Here is a 15,875-nt window from a genome sequence, read left to right on the forward strand (position 1 = left end):
CATCGCGAAGCAGGGTACGACCCCGTACCCTGCTTCGCTTCCGCAAAGCACTTCACGACAAGTATACCTGACAAAAATCAGGCAATCAGCCAATTATTATCAGGGCCCTGCCACGCCCTGCCCCGGACCTTTATGCCTGGCCGGCTACCTGCCCTTACTGGGGCCAGGGGCGGCTTTCACGGCATAAAGGAGCTATTTTATGGACAAGGATTTGCAAGGAAAAACGGCCCTGGTTACCGGGGCGGCCTCGGGCATCGGCCGGGCGGTGGCGCTGCTCTACGGGCAGCACGGGGCCAAGGTCATGGTATCGGACATCGACGAAGAACAAGGCCGGCAGGTAGTGGCCCAACTGAAGGCCGCCGGGGCCGAGGCCCGGTTCTGCACGGCCGACGTGGGCGACCCCGCCCAATGCGCCCGGTTGGTGCAGGAAACCGTGGCTGCCTTCGGCACGCTCGACATCGCCTGCAACAACGCCGGCGTCACCGGCGAGCTGAGCCTCACCGCCGACTACTCGCTCGAAGGCTGGCAAAAGATTATCAACGTGAACCTTAACAGCGTATTCTTCTGCCTCAAATACGAGCTGGAAGTGATGCTGAAGCAGGGCGCGGGGTCCATTATTAACATGTCGTCCATTCTGGGGCAGGTGGGTACGCCCACGCTGGCGGGCTACGCCACGGCCAAGCACGGCGTGGTGGGCCTCACCCAAACGGCGGCCATCGAATACGCCGCGCAGGGCATCCGCATCAACGCGGTGGGCCCCGGCTACATCGACACGCCGCTGCTAAGCGGCTTTTCGGCGGAAGCCAAGCAGGAACTGGTAGCGCTGCACCCCATCGGCCGCCTGGGCCGGTCGGAGGAAGTGGCCGAGCTGGTCATCTGGCTCAGCTCCGACAAGGCCTCGTTCGTGACGGGCAGCTACTACCCCGTCGATGGCGGGTACCTGGCTAAGTAAACAGCTCAATGACTGGATCTTCGCCCCTCCCAACGCAGCCCATTGCCATGCTCTTCGTGGATATTGGGGGCGTGCTGCTCAGCAATGGCTGGGGCCTGGCCTCGCGGCAGCTGGCTGCCACTACCTTCGGGCTGGATGCGGCCGAGATGGAGCAGCGCCACCACCTGCTGTTCAGCACCTACGAGCTGGGCCGGCTCAGCCTGGCCGACTACCTCCGGCAGGTGGTTTTTTACCAGCCGCGGTCGTTCAGCGCGGCCGATTTTCGGGCGTTTGTGTTTGCCCAGTCGCAGCCCCACCCCGACATGCTGGCCTTGATACCGCAGCTGAAAGCCCGCTACCACCTCAAAATCGCCGTGGTCAGCAACGAGGGCCGCGAGCTGAATGCCTACCGCATCCACACGTTCGGGCTGGCTGGGTTCGTGGATTTTTTCGTGTCCTCGTCATTCGTGGGCCTCAGCAAGCCTGACCGCAACATCTTCCGCCTGGCGCTTGATTTGGCGCAGGTGCCGGCCGCGCAGGTGCTTTACCTGGACGACCAGCCGCTATTTGTGGGCGTGGCGGCCGGCCTGGGCATCCAAGGGATTTGCCACGTTGATTACGCCTCCACTTGTACCCAGCTGGCCGCTTTTGGCCTGACGATTTGACCACAGCGGCTTTCTGGGGTGCCTGCTCCGGTCCGGCGCCGCAGGCGTCCGACCGGTTGACGAGTGCGCTGCCTGCGCTAATCGCGCGGGTATCGTTTCCACGTCAACCGGTCGGACGCCTGCGGCGCCGGACTGGGGCAGGTATTCTTAGAAACTGCTTTAACTCACTGCTTCCATAGTCACTGCTGCTGAGCTATTTCTGGTTCTCAACGGCGGCTCATCCAGTATCAAGTTTGCCGTGTGCAAGCCGGGCGAAACCCCGCGATGCCGGCTACCTGCCCGGCCTCCGCAGCCGACAACGAGGAGCGCACGATTGCGCAGCTCGTCCACCAGCTTTTGCCGGCTGATGAAATCAAAACCGCTTAACCCCAAGCCCAATGGAAACCAACATCTTAGCCCCGCCGGCCGTGCGCCCGGCTCCCACGCCGCTGCTGGCGGAAGAAGTTGCGCTTATCGATGCCTACTGGCGGGCGGCCAACTACCTCTCGGTGGGCCAGATATATCTGTGCGATAATCCCTTGCTGCGCGAGCCGCTTACGCTGGCGCACATCAAGAAGATGCTGCTGGGGCACTGGGGCACCACGCCGGGCCAGAACTTCATCTACACCCACCTCAACCGGGTTATCCGGCGGCACGACCTGAACATGATTTACATCTCGGGCCCCGGCCACGGTGGGCCAGCGGTGGTGGGGAGCACCTACCTGGAAGGTACCTACAGTGAGGTGTACCCCAATATCAGCCAGGATGAAATCGGGCTAAAACGGCTGTTTACGCAGTTTTCTTACCCCGGCGGCGTCTCCAGCCACGCCTCGCCCCAAACGCCGGGCTCCATCCACGAGGGCGGCGAACTGGGCTACTCGCTCAGCCATGCTTTCGGAGCGGTATTCGATAACCCCGAGCTGATCGTGGCCTGCGTAATTGGCGATGGCGAGGCCGAAACCGGGCCGCTGGCCACGTCCTGGCACGCCAATAAGTTCCTCAACCCGGCCAGCGACGGCGTGGTGCTACCTATTCTGCACCTCAACGGCTACAAGATTTCCAACCCCACGGTGCTGGCCCGCATCACGCATGAGGAACTTGACCAGCTGCTGCGCGGCTATGGCTGGACGCCCTACTACGTGGAGGGCCACGAGCCCGCGCTGATGCACCAGGCCATGGCCGCCGCGCTGGAAGAGGTGGTTTGCGACATCCACCAGATTCAGCAGCGGGCCCGCGAGCACGGCGACCTCACCCGGCCGCGCTGGCCGATGATTGTGCTGAAATCGCCCAAAGGCTGGACCGGCCCGAAGGAAGTGGATGGCGTGCCCAACGAGGGTACCTTTCATTCGCACCAGGTGCCGCTGGCCGTGTCGGCCAGCGCGCCGCCCGAACATCTGGCGCAGCTAGAAGGCTGGTTAAGAAGCTATAAGCCTGAAGAGTTGTTCGACGCCGCGGGCCGCTTGCGGCCTGAGCTGGCCGAGCTGGCCCCGCGCGGCAACCGCCGCATGGGGGCCAATCCCCACGCCAACGGCGGCCTGCTGCTGCACGACCTGCACCTGCCCGACTACGCCGACTACGCCGTGGCCGTGCCCGCGCCGGGTGCCGTGGAGGCCAGCGACACGGGCACGGTGGGCCAGTTTTTGCGCGATGTGCTGAAGCTGAACCAGGAGCCGCGCAACTTCCGCGTTTTCGGGCCCGACGAAACGATGTCGAACAAGCTCGAAGCCGTGTTTGAAGCCACCAATCGCCAGTGGGACGCCGCGGTGGAGGTCAATGACGAGTTTCTGGCGCCCGACGGGGGCGTGGTGGAAATGCTGAGCGAGCACCAGTGCGAGGGCTGGCTGGAAGGGTATTTATTGACTGGCCGCCACGGCTTGTTCAACTGCTACGAGGCGTTCGTGCACATCGTTGATTCGATGTTCAACCAGCACGCCAAGTGGCTCAAGCTGACGCTCGAAATTCCGTGGCGGCGTAAAATTTCTTCGCTCAACTACCTGCTCACGTCCACTGTGTGGCGGCAGGACCATAACGGCTTCACGCACCAGGACCCGGGGTTTATCGACCACGTTATCAATAAGAAAGCCAGTATTGTGCGGGTGTATTTGCCGCCCGACGCCAACTGCTTGCTCTCGGTGATGGACCACTGCCTGCGCAGCCGCCACTACGTGAACGTGATTGTGGCCGGCAAGCACCCCGCTCCGCAGTGGCTGGCAATGGACGCGGCCCGCACGCATTGCGCCGAGGGCATTGGCCTCTGGGCCTGGGCCAGCACCGACGCCGGCCAGGAGCCCGATGCCGTACTGGCCTGCTGCGGCGACGTGCCGACCCTCGAAATCCTGGCCGCTGCCAGCATCCTGCGCGAGCATTTGCCGGAGCTTAAAATCCGGGTTATCAACGTGGTCGATTTGATGAAGCTGCAGTCGGCCACCGAGCACCCCCACGGCCTGGATGAGGCCGATTACGACGCGCTGTTTACCCGCGACAAGCCCGTCATTTTTGCCTTCCACGGCTACCCCTGGCTGGTGCATCGCCTCACCTACAACCGCGCCAACAACCAGCACATGCACGTGCGCGGCTACAAGGAGGAGGGCACCATCACCACGGCCTTCGACATGACGGTGCTCAACGACATGGACCGCTTTCACCTGGCCATGGACGTGCTCGACCGCGTGCCCGGCCTCGGCAACAAGGGCGCGTATCTCAAACAGCAGCTGAAGGATAAGTTGGTGGAGCACAAGCGCTACATCAACCAACACGGCGAGGACATGCCCGAAATCCGCAACTGGCAGTGGAAGGCCTGAGCAGCCTGTAAAACGGAGTGCCACTCCGTTTTACAGGTCTATTTTAATAGCAATACCATGAATATAAACCCCTTAACCACCACCGCCCAGGCCCTTGTAGTTCCCGGCAAAGGCCTGCTGGCGATGGACGAAAGCACCGGCACCTGCAATGCCCGCTTCGCTGCCCTGGGCCTCCCCGAAACCATAGAAGCCCGCAGCGCCTACCGCGAGCTGCTGGTGACCACGCCGGGGCTGGGCGAGGGCATCAGCGGGGCCATTCTGTTCGATGAAACCATCCGGCAGCACACGGCGGCGGGCGTTTCGTTGGTAGAAATCTTGCAGCAGGCGGGCATCATCCCCGGCATCAAGGTGGACCTGGGCGCGCACGAGCTGGCTGGCTTTCCTGGTGAGCAGGTCACCGAAGGGCTCGATGGCCTGCGCCCGCGCCTGACCGAGTACGCGGCGTTGGGGGCCCGCTTCGCCAAGTGGCGGGCGGTGCTCACCATTGGCCACGACCGGCCTAGCCGGGCCGGCATCGCGGCCAATGCCCATGCCCTGGCCCGCTACGCCGCCCTGTGCCAGGCGGCCGGCCTGGTGCCCATCGTGGAGCCCGAAGTGCTGCTGACTGGCTCCCACTCCCTGGCCCGGTGCGCCGCCGTGACCGAGGAAGTGCTGCACGAGGTGTTCGCCCAGCTGCGCATGCAGGGCGTGGCCCTGGAAGGGATGCTGCTGAAGCCCAGCATGGTGCTGGCCGGCGCCGACTGCCCCAAGCAGCCCACCACTGCGCAGGTGGCCGACGCTACTGTGGCTTGCCTGCTGCGCACGGTGCCGGCGGCCGTGCCGGGCGTGGCGTTTTTGTCGGGTGGGCAGTCGCCCGAGGAAGCCACGCGCCACCTGGCAGCCATGCACGAGCGGTTTGCCGGCCGGCTGCCGTGGGCGCTGACGTTTTCGTTTGGCCGGGCGCTGCAACAGCCGGCCCTGGAAATATGGGCCGGGCAGGCGGCCAACGTGGCCGCCGCCCAGCAGGCGCTGCTGGAACGGGTGCGCGGCAATATGGTGGCAATTACGGCGGGTAGCGCAGTGGCCATGTAATTGCCAAGCAAGGGCCCGGGCCCTTGGAGCCACGCAACGCGCCCCCCGCCGGGCAGTGCCGGACCAACTTGGTCCGGCACTGCCCGGCGGGGGGCGCGTTATGCGTCAGTTGACGGGTGCCTTACAGCGCGTTCAACATTTTGACGACTTGGCGCTTGCGCATGCCCAGTTTGGCTTGCAGGCGGCCCACCAGCTCGTGGCCTTTGCCTTCCACGTAGGTCAGGTCTTCGTTGGTGAGCTGGGTGTAGGCGTGTTGCAGCTTGGTTTTGAGCTGGTCCCAGTCGCCGCGCAGGTGCAGGCGGTGGTCCACGCGCAGGTTGCGGAACTTGCGGCGGCGCTCGATGCTTTTTTGGGAGTACAGCAGGATTCCGGCGAGGGCCCCTACGCCAGCCCCGGCGAGGGCGGTGAGCAGGACTTTACCGGTTTTGTTTTTGGGGGTTTCGCACGTCATGGCAAGTGAGCTAAAAAAGTGGGGGAGGCCGCCACCGGCCAGCGGTAGCGCGGGTCGGTGGTGGTTTAGCAAAGGTTCCGCCGCCCGGTGTCCGCTGGCCCTGACTATCGTCAGAACAATGGATGACGTTCGTCATGCATTGTTCAAATGGTGCAATTTGCCCGCCTTGCCGGTCCACCGCCGTGGGCCCCGGGTGCGCCGGGGCAGCTCGTGTTGCGCCCGGGCCATGGCGCAGAATTACGCCGCGCCCGTGCGCCTGCGCCGGCCGGCTGGCCGGCTGGGTTGCGCGGGGCCCCCGCTGCTGCCCGCACCCAAGCCGCCAGCACCGGCTTGACAAACGTCAGCCTTTTCAATGATTACCGTCAGGGTAGGGGTGGGCGGCAAGGGCGAATTTTGATTTTGCCTCCTTGCTCTGGTGGGCGGTGCCGCGAGGAGTTTGCCAGCAGCAAAACTCCGCCGTGCCCGTACCTTTGCCCGCCCGTTTGAGCAGGCCCCTGGTAGCGTAGGGACTCCTCGTTTTCTTATATGCGCCACCACCTTTTATACTGCTCACGAAGTGGAATGCGAAAACGAAGTAGGGTGCGGGGCTTGTCCCCGCCCGTCCTTGAACGGTTCCGTCGGCTTTCGTTCCACGACGGGCGGGGACAAGCCTCCCACCCTACTTCGTGACGAGTACAGTTGAATCTCCCACGCTCGTGCTCGACTACGACGTTGTGGACTACCTGCTGAATGCCCGATGGGGCCCCGAGCAAACCCTGGCCTCGACCCAGGCCGGCTACGAGCAAATTCTGGCGGGGCTGCCGGCCCAGCACTGCCACCGCCTGCTCGACGCCCGCCGCGCCGCGCATCTGGTGTGGAACGAGCTGGCCACCTAGATGGCCACCGACTGGTGCCCGCGCGCCCACCGGGCGGGCCTGCTGCGCCACGCCGTGGTCTTTGCCGAAGACTTCTTTGGGCACCTCGCCACCGAGCTGGTGCTGGCGCGGGTAGGCGGCCAGCTCGTGGGCTTCAACTCGGAAGCCGCTACCCGCCAGATGCCGCTGGCCCCGTAGGCTGGTTGCTGCCGTTTCTGTCTCTCCTTCCCCCTTATGCTGCTCGATACCAGGCTGCCCGCGCATTACATCTTCCGGGGTATTTGGCCCGATATGGCGCGGGTATTGTTGATTTCCAGTTTTTTCCACTTTCTGAAGCTGGCCCTGGGGGCCTACCTGCCGCCCGTGCCGTTGCAGCTGCCTACCATTTTGGGCAGCCTGATTTCGCTGCTGCTGGCCTTCAAAACCAACCAGTCGTACGAGCGCTGGTGGGAGGCCCGCAAAATTTGGGGCGCCATCGTCAACGACTCGCGCACGCTGGTGCTCCAGGCCACCGGCTTTGTGCCCGAGGCGCAGCTGGCCGGCCCGGCCGCGCCCCTGCGGGCGCTGGCCTACCGCCAGATAGCCTGGTGCTACTGCCTGGGCGAAACCCTGCGCGGCCTCGACCCCGCCGCCACGTTGGCGCGTTACCTGCCTGAAAAAGAAGTGGCTTATGCTCAATCGCAGGCGAATAAGCCGCTGGCCCTGCTGGCCCTGCACACCGCCCAGCTCAAAGAATGGTACCAGCTGGGGGCCCTCAACCCCTTCCAGCAAGTGCAGCTGGATGCTACGCTGGTGCGCCTCTGCGATGCCCTGGGCCAGGCCGAGCGCCTCAAGAGCACGGTGTTTCCGGCCAGCTACCGGCGCTTGGTGCACTTCTTTATCTACCTGTTTCTGCTCACGCTCTCGCTGGGCCTGGTGCAAACCATCGGCCTCTGGGAAATCCCGGTGCTGCTGATCACGGCTTCCACCTTTTTTCTGCTGGAGCGCACCGCCCGCGAGCTGCAAGACCCCTTCCGCAACGCGCCCACCGATACGCCGGTCACGGCCCTGGCCCGCACCGTCGAAATCAACCTCTGCCAGTTGCTGGGCGAGGTAGCGGCGCCCGCGCCACTTGCGGCCGAGGCGTTTTACCTGCTGTGAGGGAGCGGTCCGGTCCGCTGGCGCAAGCCGGCCGGCCGGCTACCGCTGGGTGGCCTAAGGGGGGCAGCAAAAGCAAATATGGAGCCTTTAGCTGATAGCTATTGGCTTTCTTGTTGATTATTAGTTTATTACCTCCAGATCAATGAAATGCTTGGTCTTAATCAATCATACACTGCCTCGAGCGCGATAAGCTGATCATTAATATGAAAGCCAATAGCTAAAAGCTAATGGCTCAATACTTAGCTATCTATTTCGAAGATTTTTACCAATGCTCAACGCCCAGCCTCAACCCCCCGGCCTCTCCACCGCGGCCATTGCCGCGGCCCGCGCCGCGCACGGCCGCAACGTGCTGCCCGATAGCGCGCCCACCGGCCTGCTGGCCACGCTGAAAGACGTCGTGACCGAGCCCATGTTTCTGCTGCTGCTGGTGGCCTGCGGGGTGTACGTGGCGCTGGGCGAGGGGGCGGAGGCCCTCACGCTGGGGGCGGCGTTGCTGGTGGTGGCCAGCATTTCGGTGTACCAGGCGCTGCGCAGCGACGCGGCCCTGGGGGCCCTGCGCGCGCTGACCCAGCCCCGGGCCCAGGTACGGCGCAACGGCGCGCTGGCCACCGTGCCGGTCGAAGACCTGGTGGTGGGCGACGCCGTGCGCGTGGCCGAAGGCAGCCGCCTGCCCGCCGACGGCACCATTACCGAAGCCAACGACTTTTCGGCCGACGAGGCCATCCTCACCGGCGAGGCCGTGCCGGTGGCTAAGGCCGTGGGTGCGGCCGTGTTTGGGGGCACCAGCACGGCCTCGGGCAGCGCCTGGCTCACGCTCACGGCCGTGGGCGGGCACACGAAGCTGGGCCTCATCGGGGCGAGTATGGCCGCGATTGAAACCGAAAAAACGCCCTTGCAGCTCCAGGTGCAGCAGTTCGTGGCCCGCATGGCCTGGGTGGGGCTCGGGGCGTTTGCGCTGGTGTGGGGCGTAAATTATGCCAAGTCGGGCGATTGGGTCACGGCCCTGCTCTTCGGTCTCACGCTGGCCATGTCCATTTTGCCGGAGGAAATCCCGGTGGCTTTCAGCAGCTTCATGGCCCTGGGCGCGGCGCGGCTGAGCCGGCTGGGCGTGCTCACCAAGCAGCCCCAAACCGTGGAAAGCCTGGGCTCGGCCACCGTCATCTGCACCGACAAAACCGGCACCCTCACCGAGGAAGGCATGGCGGTCCGGCAGGTGTACGACGGGGCCGCGGCCGCCCTCGCCGTCCTGCCCGGCCCGCTCGCGCCCACCGCCGCGGCGGTGCTGGCCTACGCCCGTTACGCCAGCGAAACCGAGCCTTTCGACCCCATGGAAAAGGCCATCGTGGCCGCTTTTGCCGCCGCCGACCCGGCCGCCGCCGCCGCGCCCGCCCCCATTCTCCACGAGTATCCGCTGGGCGGCACTCCGCCCATGATGACGCACGTGCGCCAGGTGGGCGGCCAGCCGCTAATTGCCGCCAAAGGGGCAGTCGAGCACGTGCTGGCCGTGTGCCGCCCCGCCCCGGCGGTGGGCGCCGAAATCCGGCGCGTCACGCAGGCGCTTTCGACGCAGGGCTACCGGGTGCTGGGCGTGGCGCGGGGCACCCAGCCGGGCCCCGGCTTTCCGGCCGCGCAAGACGATTTTGCCTGGGAATTCTTGGGGCTGGTTGCCCTCGAAAACCCGCCCAAGGCTAACGCGGCAGCCGTTATCCGGGCCTTTCTTGCTGCCGGCATTCAGGTGAAGATGATAACCGGCGACTTCCCCGAAACGGCCCAGGCCATTGCCCGCCAGGTAGGCCTGCCGGGGGCCGGTACGCTGCTCACCGGCCAGCAGGTCATGGCCCTGCCGGCCGCCGAGCTGCTGCCGCTGGCGGCCCGCACGGCGGTGTTCGCCCGCATGTTTCCGGAGGCTAAGCTGAAAGTAGTGGAGGCCCTGAAAGCCACCGGCGAGGTGGTGGCCATGACCGGCGACGGCGTGAACGACGGCCCCGCCCTCAAGGCTGCCCACATCGGGGTGGCCATGGGCCGGCGCGGTACCGAAGTGGCCCGCCAGGCCGCCTCCCTGGTGCTCGTGAACGACGACCTGGGCGGCATGGTCACGGCCATCGCCCAGGGCCGGCGCATCTACCAGAACTTCAAAAAAGCGGTGTTCTACGTCGTCTCCATCCACATCCCGATTGTGCTCACCGTGGCCGTGCCGCTGCTGGCGGGCTGGCGCTGGGAAAACCTGTTTACGCCCGTCCACATCATTTTCCTGGAGCTGGTGATGGGCCCCACCTGCTCCATTGCCTTCGAAAACGAGCCTGCCGAGGCCGGCCAGATGCGCCAGCCGCCGCGCCCGCTCACCAGCACTTTCCTGGCCGGGGCCGAGCTGGGCCGTAGCCTGGCGCAGGGCCTGGGCATTGCGGCGGCCGTGCTGGGCGTATACTATTACTTTATGCAGCAGGGCGCGGCCCTGCCGGTGGTGCGCACGCTCACCTTCGCCACGCTGGTGCTCAGCAACATCGGCCTCACATTGGTCAATCGCTCGTTCACGCAGTCGGTGTTCCAGACCCTGCGCGTGCCCAACCGCCTGCTCTGGCTGATGCTGGCCCTCACGCTGGCCCTGCTGCTCGTGACGCTGCTGGTGCCGCCGGCGCAACGCCTGTTTGGCTTCGCGCCCGTGCCGCTGGGGGCCCTGGGCTGGTGCGCCCTGGCCGCGCTGGTAGGGGTAGGGTGGGTGGAGGGGTACAAGGCCGTGCTACGGGCGCGGGACTAGACGCGGGTGGCTGGATGCAATTGTGGGGTCGTAGGTATACGATTCGCGCAGTTTACGGGTCGGGGTACGCTCCGGTCCGCCGGCTTTTTCAGCCGGCCGACCGGTTGTCGTCAGGGAGAACAACTGGGTACTAGTCAACCGGCCGACCGGGCCGTGCCCGGACCTGAAAACTGCTACAGATGCCTTGCTGAGTCGGCGGCGGCGCGGGCTTTCCGCTTGGCTTGCTTCTTGAAATAGCAGCGCAGCAGGAAGTTGTGTTGCAGGGCCGTCATGCTCTGGTCAAACTTCTGGGTGCTTTGCTGCACGTGGCGCAGGGTTTGGCGCACCTGGCGGGCGGCGGTGGTGTCGGTCAGCAGCGTGTGGGCGGGGCCCCGGCCGTCCAGCAGCTGGTGCCGGAGGCCGGCCACGGTAGCGGCCAGCGTGTCGGTGGTGCGGGCCAGCTGCTGGCCGGCGTGCCCCAGTTGGGCGGGCAGCTTGTCGTCGGTGAGGAGGTAGCCCAGCGGGCCCCGGCCCTGGCGCACGCCCTGCGTGAGCTGGGCAGCATTGGTGGCGGCGCGGCGTAGCTGGGCGCTGGCAGCGGTCACGTGGTCCAGGCTCTGGCGCACGTTGGCGGGCAGCTGCTGGTCATTCAGCAGCTGCCAGAGGGCGCTGGTGTCGAGCCTGGTCGCCATTTGGCGCAGGCTGTGGGTGATGGCGGCCAGGTTCTTGTTGGAGACGTCGAGGGTGCCGAGCATAACGTCGATGCTGGGCGGGGTGGTGGTGCGCAGCACGTCGCCGGCCCGCACGGGCGGGGCGGGGGCGGCCTGGGCGGTGAGGTTGATGATGGTGTTGCCCACTAGCCCGTCGGTGCCGATGGTGGCTACCGCGTTTTGGCGCACGAAGCTTTGCGCGTCCCGGCTCAGGCTCATGGATACGCGTACGGTGCTATCGTTCAGTAAATCAATGCTTTTGACGTTGCCCACCGAAATACCGCCCAGGCGTACGTTGTTGCCGGTGAGCAGGCCCGACACGTTGCGAAAATCGGCCTGCACCACCAGGCTGCGGCCAAACAGGTTTTGGTGCCGGCCCATCAGGTATAGTAGCGCCAGCAGAAACCCCACGCCCAGCACTGTAAACAGGCCGAGGCGCACGCTATTACCGGGGGAGTTCTGGGACATGAGCGGGGGTGGATAGTGAGCAGTGGCCGGGTTCCGGCCGGCCCGCGCGAGCCGGCCGGAACCCGTTAAATGAAAAAGTCGTGCACCTTGGGGTCCGTGTTCGTGCTCACTGCGGCGTACGTGCCTTCGGCGTAGCAGCGGCCCTCGGCGAGCAAGGCCACGCGGTCGGCGGTGAGGCGCACGCAGGCCAGGTCGTGGGAGATAATGAGGGCCGAGGTGTTGTACTTGGCTTGTACGGCGCGGATGAGGTGGTCGATTTCGCGGCCCGTGATGGGGTCGAGGCCGGTAGTGGGCTCGTCGTAGAGAATGATGTCGGGCCGCAGGATGAGCGTGCGGGCTAGTGCGATGCGCTTGCGCATGCCGCCCGAAAGGGCGGCCGGCAGCAGGGCGGCCGTGTCGGCCAGGCCCACGTCTTCGAGGGCTTGCTGCACCAGCTCGTTTTCCTGGGCCGGGGTGTGGGCCAGCCGCTGGCGGCGCAGCGGAAAGAGCAGGTTTTCGCGCACCGTCATCGAGTCGTAGAGGGCGTTGCTTTGGAAGAGGAAGCCCAACTTGGTGCGCAGGCGGTCGAGGCCGGCGTGGTCGAGGGCCCCCACGTCCTGGCCCAGCACCGTGATGGTGCCCGCGTCGGGCTTTATCAGGCCGATGATGCACTTGATCAGCACTGATTTGCCAGCGCCTGACTTGCCCAGCACCACAATGTTTTCGCCCCGGTTGAGGGTGAGCGAAAAGTCGCGCAGCACGTGGTTTTCGCCAAATGCCAGGCTCACGTCGGCCACCGTGAGCACGGCCTCTGCGGGGCGGGGCGGGGGGGGAGGAGGCATAATTTTGGCAAGAGAAGAGCAATGGCGCGGCGCTCCGTTGCCGGGCGGGCAGCACCGGGGGCAGGCCGGCATTCTGGCGTTTCCGGGCGGCTGCCCAACGGGGCGGCACGCCGTTGCATGGTCAAATCAGCCCCAGCGCGGTGCTTACGAGCACGGCCACCAGGTCGAGCAGGAAAATGGCCAGCGAGCTGGCCACCACGGCCGAGTTGGCGGCGCGGCCCACGCCGGCGGTGTCGTTGCTGGCGTAGTAGCCCTTGTAGCAGCTGATGAGGCCGATGGCAAAGCCGAAAAAGAAGGTTTTTATCACCGCCGGCAGCAACTGGCCGAAGGTGAGGCTGTTCAGAATGTGGTTGGCAAACAGCAGCAACGAGGTGGAGCCCCGCATATTAACGCCCACGTAGGCCGAGAACAGCCCGATGGCGTCGGCGAGCAGCGTGAGCACCGGCACCATGAGCGTGGTGGCCAGCACCCGCGTGACGACCAGGTACTTGAACGGGTTGGTGCCCGACACGTCCATGGCGTCAATCTGCTCGGTTACGCGCATCGAGCTGAGCTCGGCCCCGATGTTGGAGCCCACCTTGCCGGCCACCATCAGGCCCGTGATGATGGGGCTCAGCTCCTGAATGATGGTGAGGCCCACCATGACCGGAATCCACGACTCGGCCCCGAACTGCACCATGGTGGGCCGCAGCCGCAGCGTGAGCACCAGCCCCATGATGAAGCCCGTGATGCCCACCAGCGGCAGCGACTGGTAGCCCACGGCGTAGCATTGGTAGAAAAATTCCGGCACCTCGTAGCGCGGCCGAAACCCCTCGCGGAAAAACCGCCCCGCAAACCGGGCGACGGTGCCGGTTTCGGCGAGCAGGGAGGTAACGGACACGGGATACGGGATAGGGGGTGGGCAATCAACGGCTGGCCCAGCACGCCGGACAACGGCTGTCCTGTGCTAAGGCCAACCCTGGGTAGGTAAGGGGCAAAAGTACCGGTCCCCGCTACCCATCCGGCATGACGTGGCTTAGCTCATCCACCTGATTTTTATCAGGTTCTGCGGCCCCCCGGCCCTGCTTGCCCGCCTGCGCGCGTTCGATTTTGTGAGCACCCGCGCGCCCACAATTCCCGCTGCCGGCGCGTGGCCACCGCGCTGGGGCCCTTGCACAGCCACCCCGGCGCCTAGCCGCCCGCCCGCGACGCGGCCAGCCGGGGCCTTACAGCCCCAATTGCGCCACGTGGTGCTGGGCGAAGCCGGCGGCGGTGGTCATGCCCTTGCCGCCAATGCCGGTGACGAGGTGGAGGCGCGGGTCGGGCGAGTGCTGAAAAATCTCGGCCGACCGGCTCTGGGTGTAGAAGCCGTTCCAGGTGCGCTGAATGCGCCAGTCGGGCAGGTCGAGGATGCGGCGGGCCTCGGCCAGCAGCAGTTGGTTGAGGTGGTCGGAGTTGTTGAAATCCAGGGGGTTGGCGCCGGCTACGTCGGCGTATTCGTGGGTGTCGCCGAGGATGATGGCGCCGTCGAGGGCCTGCTTGAACAGCAGGTGGATGCCCCACTGGCGCAGCTCCGGGGCCACGTCGTCGGGCCGCAGCTGGGCAAACGACGGGCAGCTGTGAAACGCGTGGTAGCGCCGGATGCTGAGGCCCGTGAGCACGGAGCCCGGCAGTGCCACCTGGGGCAGCGGGTAGGTGGCCAGCATCTGGAGCTTGACCAGTTGCAAGTCGCTCTGCGCGAACACGTCCGGGAACAATTGCTGTACGTCGCGGCCGCTGCACACCACCACCTGGGCCCCCTGGTAGCGCCGGCCGTGGGTATCAATGACCGTGGCGCCGGCAGTGCCGGCTGTCGCTTCGCGCACCGGCGTGGCCGGCCGGTAATCGAGCTGCCAGCGGGCCACGAGGTAGGCCAGCAGGCGGTGGATGAGTAGGTCGGGCTCGGCGGTTACTTCCTGCGCAAAGTGCAGGCCGCCGGCGCAGTAGTCGGCGCGCACGGCGGGCAGGTGCTGCCGGCACTGGGCCCCGGTGAGCACCGCCGAGGCGTAGCCTAGGGCCTGGTAGCGCGCATGCTTTTCTTCCAGTACCTGCATTTCCAGCGGCGACGAGGCCAAGTAGAGGGCGCCGGTGGGCCGGATCGAAATGTCGCATTCGGCCTGGATGGCCTTGTAAGTGGCGAGACTGGCGCGGGCGTAGTCGAACCACGTGCCCTCGGCCATGCCCGAGGGGATGATTTGCCCGAAGTTGCGCACGGTGGCCGCCATTGGCCGGGCGTCTTTCTCCAGCAGCAGCACTTTCAGGCCGCGCTGCAACGCGAAGTAGGCGTGGAACGCACCCAGGGCCCCCGCGCCCACAACGATTAAATCATACGAATTCTCCATGTGGCGCTGGCGGTTAGTGTAGCCGGCACAAACGTAACAGTTGTTGATCCATATGAAACTATTGGAACAGTTATGAATGCGTTATTTCTGGGGCCTTGGGGAGTGATAAAAGTTGATATGCCCCGTTCGGCGAACGCCTCACCCCCCGGCCCCCTCTCCGAAAAGGAGAGGGGGGTATGTTCAATGAGAAGATTAGTTGGCGGTCGGTTTGCTGTTGCCTCCCCCTTTCTTTTTCAGAGAGGGGACCGGGGGGTGAGGCGCCCGCTGAACGGCAGCCAACCCGCCTAATCGGTATGCCGCAGTAGGTACACTTTCAGCACCCGGGCGGGCTGCTCGGTATTGTTGCGGACGGAGTGGGCCAGGACTCCGTCGAAGTAGAGCGTGTCGCCGGGGCCCACGGCTACTTCGTCGTCTTTGAAGCCGTAGCGCACCGTGCCTTCCAGTCCGTATACCAGCTCCAGGGCGTTGGTGGATAGGGGCTTGCGGTAGGTATTGGGACTGATGACTACCTCGTTGACGCGCAGGCTATAGTTGAGCAGGTCCTGCGAGAGCAGGTACTTATAGCGCAGGCCCTTGGAATCATCGCGCGGCTCGGGACGGCCTTCATCGGCGCGCACCAGCAGGTAGGGGGCCGCGGCCTCGCCGGTAATGTTTTTCACCAGCACCGACACGTCCACTTCAAGCGAGGTGGCGATTTCGACCAGTACGGAGAGCGAGGGCACGGTGCGAAAATTCTCAATTTTGGAGAGCAGGCCCGCCGACAGGCCGCTGCGCTTGGCCAGCTCGCGCAGGCTCAGCTTTTTGGCTTTGCGCAGCTCCAGGATGCGGATGCCAATTAAACTCAGCTTATCGTGCTTCATGCGTAATAACTAGAAACGGTAAACGTAACC

The 15,875-nt window shown here is 65.3% G+C and carries 14 protein-coding genes; 8 read left to right on the forward strand and 6 right to left on the reverse strand.

Features of this window, described 5'->3' with window-relative positions; all coding sequences use genetic code 11:
• Positions 1-199 precede the first annotated feature (199 nt).
• The 4 genes from DDQ68_RS03100 to DDQ68_RS03115 all read left to right on the forward strand — a co-directional run bounded on the left by DDQ68_RS03100 (position 200) and on the right by DDQ68_RS03115 (position 5,447).
• Positions 200-952: an SDR family NAD(P)-dependent oxidoreductase gene (locus DDQ68_RS03100; RefSeq protein ID WP_109654738.1), complete on the forward strand. Its 753-nt coding sequence runs from the start codon at positions 200-202 to the stop codon at positions 950-952.
• Positions 953-960: 8 nt separating this feature from the next.
• Positions 961-1,596, forward strand: coding sequence for an HAD family hydrolase (locus DDQ68_RS03105; RefSeq protein ID WP_109654740.1), 636 nt, complete (start codon positions 961-963; stop codon positions 1,594-1,596).
• 377 nt (positions 1,597-1,973) lie between these two features.
• Positions 1,974-4,376 (forward strand): phosphoketolase family protein, encoded by a 2,403-nt coding sequence (locus DDQ68_RS03110; protein WP_109654742.1) that lies wholly within the window; start codon positions 1,974-1,976, stop codon positions 4,374-4,376.
• A 57-nt stretch (positions 4,377-4,433) separates the two neighbouring features.
• The gene (locus tag DDQ68_RS03115) at positions 4,434-5,447 is read left to right on the forward strand and encodes a class I fructose-bisphosphate aldolase (protein WP_109654744.1); all 1,014 of its coding nucleotides are present in this window, start codon (positions 4,434-4,436) and stop codon (positions 5,445-5,447) included.
• A gap of 121 nt (positions 5,448-5,568) precedes the next feature.
• On the opposite strand, the gene DDQ68_RS23345 is transcribed toward DDQ68_RS03115, so the two are convergent.
• Positions 5,569-5,898, reverse strand: coding sequence for a CsbD family protein (locus tag DDQ68_RS23345; protein ID WP_211320224.1), 330 nt, complete (start codon positions 5,896-5,898; stop codon positions 5,569-5,571).
• Between the two features lie 665 nt (positions 5,899-6,563).
• On the opposite strand from DDQ68_RS23345, the gene DDQ68_RS03125 reads away from it, so the two are divergent.
• The 4 genes from DDQ68_RS03125 (at position 6,564) to DDQ68_RS03135 (ending at position 10,647) form a co-directional block, all read left to right on the forward strand.
• Entirely contained in the window at positions 6,564-6,773 is a 210-nt protein-coding gene (locus DDQ68_RS03125) for a hypothetical protein (protein ID WP_162549777.1), read from the forward strand.
• Entirely contained in the window at positions 6,774-6,950 is a 177-nt protein-coding gene (locus DDQ68_RS22460) for a hypothetical protein (RefSeq protein WP_162549778.1), read from the forward strand. It abuts the gene before it with no gap.
• A gap of 36 nt (positions 6,951-6,986) precedes the next feature.
• The gene (locus tag DDQ68_RS03130; protein WP_109654749.1) at positions 6,987-7,892 is read left to right on the forward strand and encodes a bestrophin family protein; all 906 of its coding nucleotides are present in this window, start codon (positions 6,987-6,989) and stop codon (positions 7,890-7,892) included.
• Positions 7,893-8,160: 268 nt separating this feature from the next.
• Entirely contained in the window at positions 8,161-10,647 is a 2,487-nt protein-coding gene (locus DDQ68_RS03135) for a cation-translocating P-type ATPase (protein ID WP_109654751.1), read from the forward strand.
• Between the two features lie 173 nt (positions 10,648-10,820).
• Here the strand turns inward: DDQ68_RS03135 and DDQ68_RS03140 are convergent, their stop codons facing one another.
• The 5 genes from DDQ68_RS03140 to DDQ68_RS03160 all read right to left on the reverse strand — a co-directional run bounded on the left by DDQ68_RS03140 (position 10,821) and on the right by DDQ68_RS03160 (position 15,845).
• Positions 10,821-11,804 (reverse strand): MlaD family protein, encoded by a 984-nt coding sequence (locus DDQ68_RS03140; RefSeq protein WP_109654753.1) that lies wholly within the window; start codon positions 11,802-11,804, stop codon positions 10,821-10,823.
• A 65-nt stretch (positions 11,805-11,869) separates the two neighbouring features.
• On the reverse strand, positions 11,870-12,625 hold the full coding sequence (locus tag DDQ68_RS03145) for an ABC transporter ATP-binding protein (RefSeq protein ID WP_109654755.1): 756 nt from the start codon (positions 12,623-12,625) through the stop codon (positions 11,870-11,872).
• A gap of 121 nt (positions 12,626-12,746) precedes the next feature.
• Positions 12,747-13,505: an MlaE family ABC transporter permease gene (locus DDQ68_RS03150; RefSeq protein ID WP_245897267.1), complete on the reverse strand. Its 759-nt coding sequence runs from the start codon at positions 13,503-13,505 to the stop codon at positions 12,747-12,749.
• Positions 13,506-13,830: 325 nt separating this feature from the next.
• Complete coding sequence (locus DDQ68_RS03155; RefSeq protein WP_109654759.1) at positions 13,831-14,985, reverse strand: TIGR03364 family FAD-dependent oxidoreductase; 1,155 nt, start codon at positions 14,983-14,985, stop codon at positions 13,831-13,833.
• A 284-nt stretch (positions 14,986-15,269) separates the two neighbouring features.
• On the reverse strand, positions 15,270-15,845 hold the full coding sequence (locus tag DDQ68_RS03160) for a helix-turn-helix domain-containing protein (RefSeq protein WP_109654761.1): 576 nt from the start codon (positions 15,843-15,845) through the stop codon (positions 15,270-15,272).
• Positions 15,846-15,875 lie beyond the last annotated feature (30 nt).

This window comes from Hymenobacter nivis (assembly GCF_003149515.1).
GTDB lineage: Bacteria > Bacteroidota > Bacteroidia > Cytophagales > Hymenobacteraceae > Hymenobacter > Hymenobacter nivis.

What these genes read in the sequence shown, in the direction of transcription:
- DDQ68_RS03100 (WP_109654738.1), top strand. Translation starts at nt 200, where the DNA reads ATGGACAAGGATTTGCAAGGAAAAACGGCCCTGGTTACCGGGGCGGCC.
- DDQ68_RS03105 (WP_109654740.1), top strand. Translation starts at nt 961, where the DNA reads ATGACTGGATCTTCGCCCCTCCCAACGCAGCCCATTGCCATGCTCTTC.
- DDQ68_RS03110 (WP_109654742.1), top strand. Translation starts at nt 1,974, where the DNA reads ATGGAAACCAACATCTTAGCCCCGCCGGCCGTGCGCCCGGCTCCCACG.
- DDQ68_RS03115 (WP_109654744.1), top strand. Translation starts at nt 4,434, where the DNA reads ATGAATATAAACCCCTTAACCACCACCGCCCAGGCCCTTGTAGTTCCC.
- DDQ68_RS23345 (WP_211320224.1), bottom strand. Translation starts at nt 5,898, where the DNA reads ATGACGTGCGAAACCCCCAAAAACAAAACCGGTAAAGTCCTGCTCACC.
- DDQ68_RS22460 (WP_162549778.1), top strand. Translation starts at nt 6,774, where the DNA reads ATGGCCACCGACTGGTGCCCGCGCGCCCACCGGGCGGGCCTGCTGCGC.
- DDQ68_RS03130 (WP_109654749.1), top strand. Translation starts at nt 6,987, where the DNA reads ATGCTGCTCGATACCAGGCTGCCCGCGCATTACATCTTCCGGGGTATT.
- DDQ68_RS03135 (WP_109654751.1), top strand. Translation starts at nt 8,161, where the DNA reads ATGCTCAACGCCCAGCCTCAACCCCCCGGCCTCTCCACCGCGGCCATT.
- DDQ68_RS03140 (WP_109654753.1), bottom strand. Translation starts at nt 11,804, where the DNA reads ATGTCCCAGAACTCCCCCGGTAATAGCGTGCGCCTCGGCCTGTTTACA.
- DDQ68_RS03145 (WP_109654755.1), bottom strand. Translation starts at nt 12,625, where the DNA reads ATGCCTCCTCCCCCCCCGCCCCGCCCCGCAGAGGCCGTGCTCACGGTG.
- DDQ68_RS03155 (WP_109654759.1), bottom strand. Translation starts at nt 14,985, where the DNA reads ATGGAGAATTCGTATGATTTAATCGTTGTGGGCGCGGGGGCCCTGGGT.
- DDQ68_RS03160 (WP_109654761.1), bottom strand. Translation starts at nt 15,845, where the DNA reads ATGAAGCACGATAAGCTGAGTTTAATTGGCATCCGCATCCTGGAGCTG.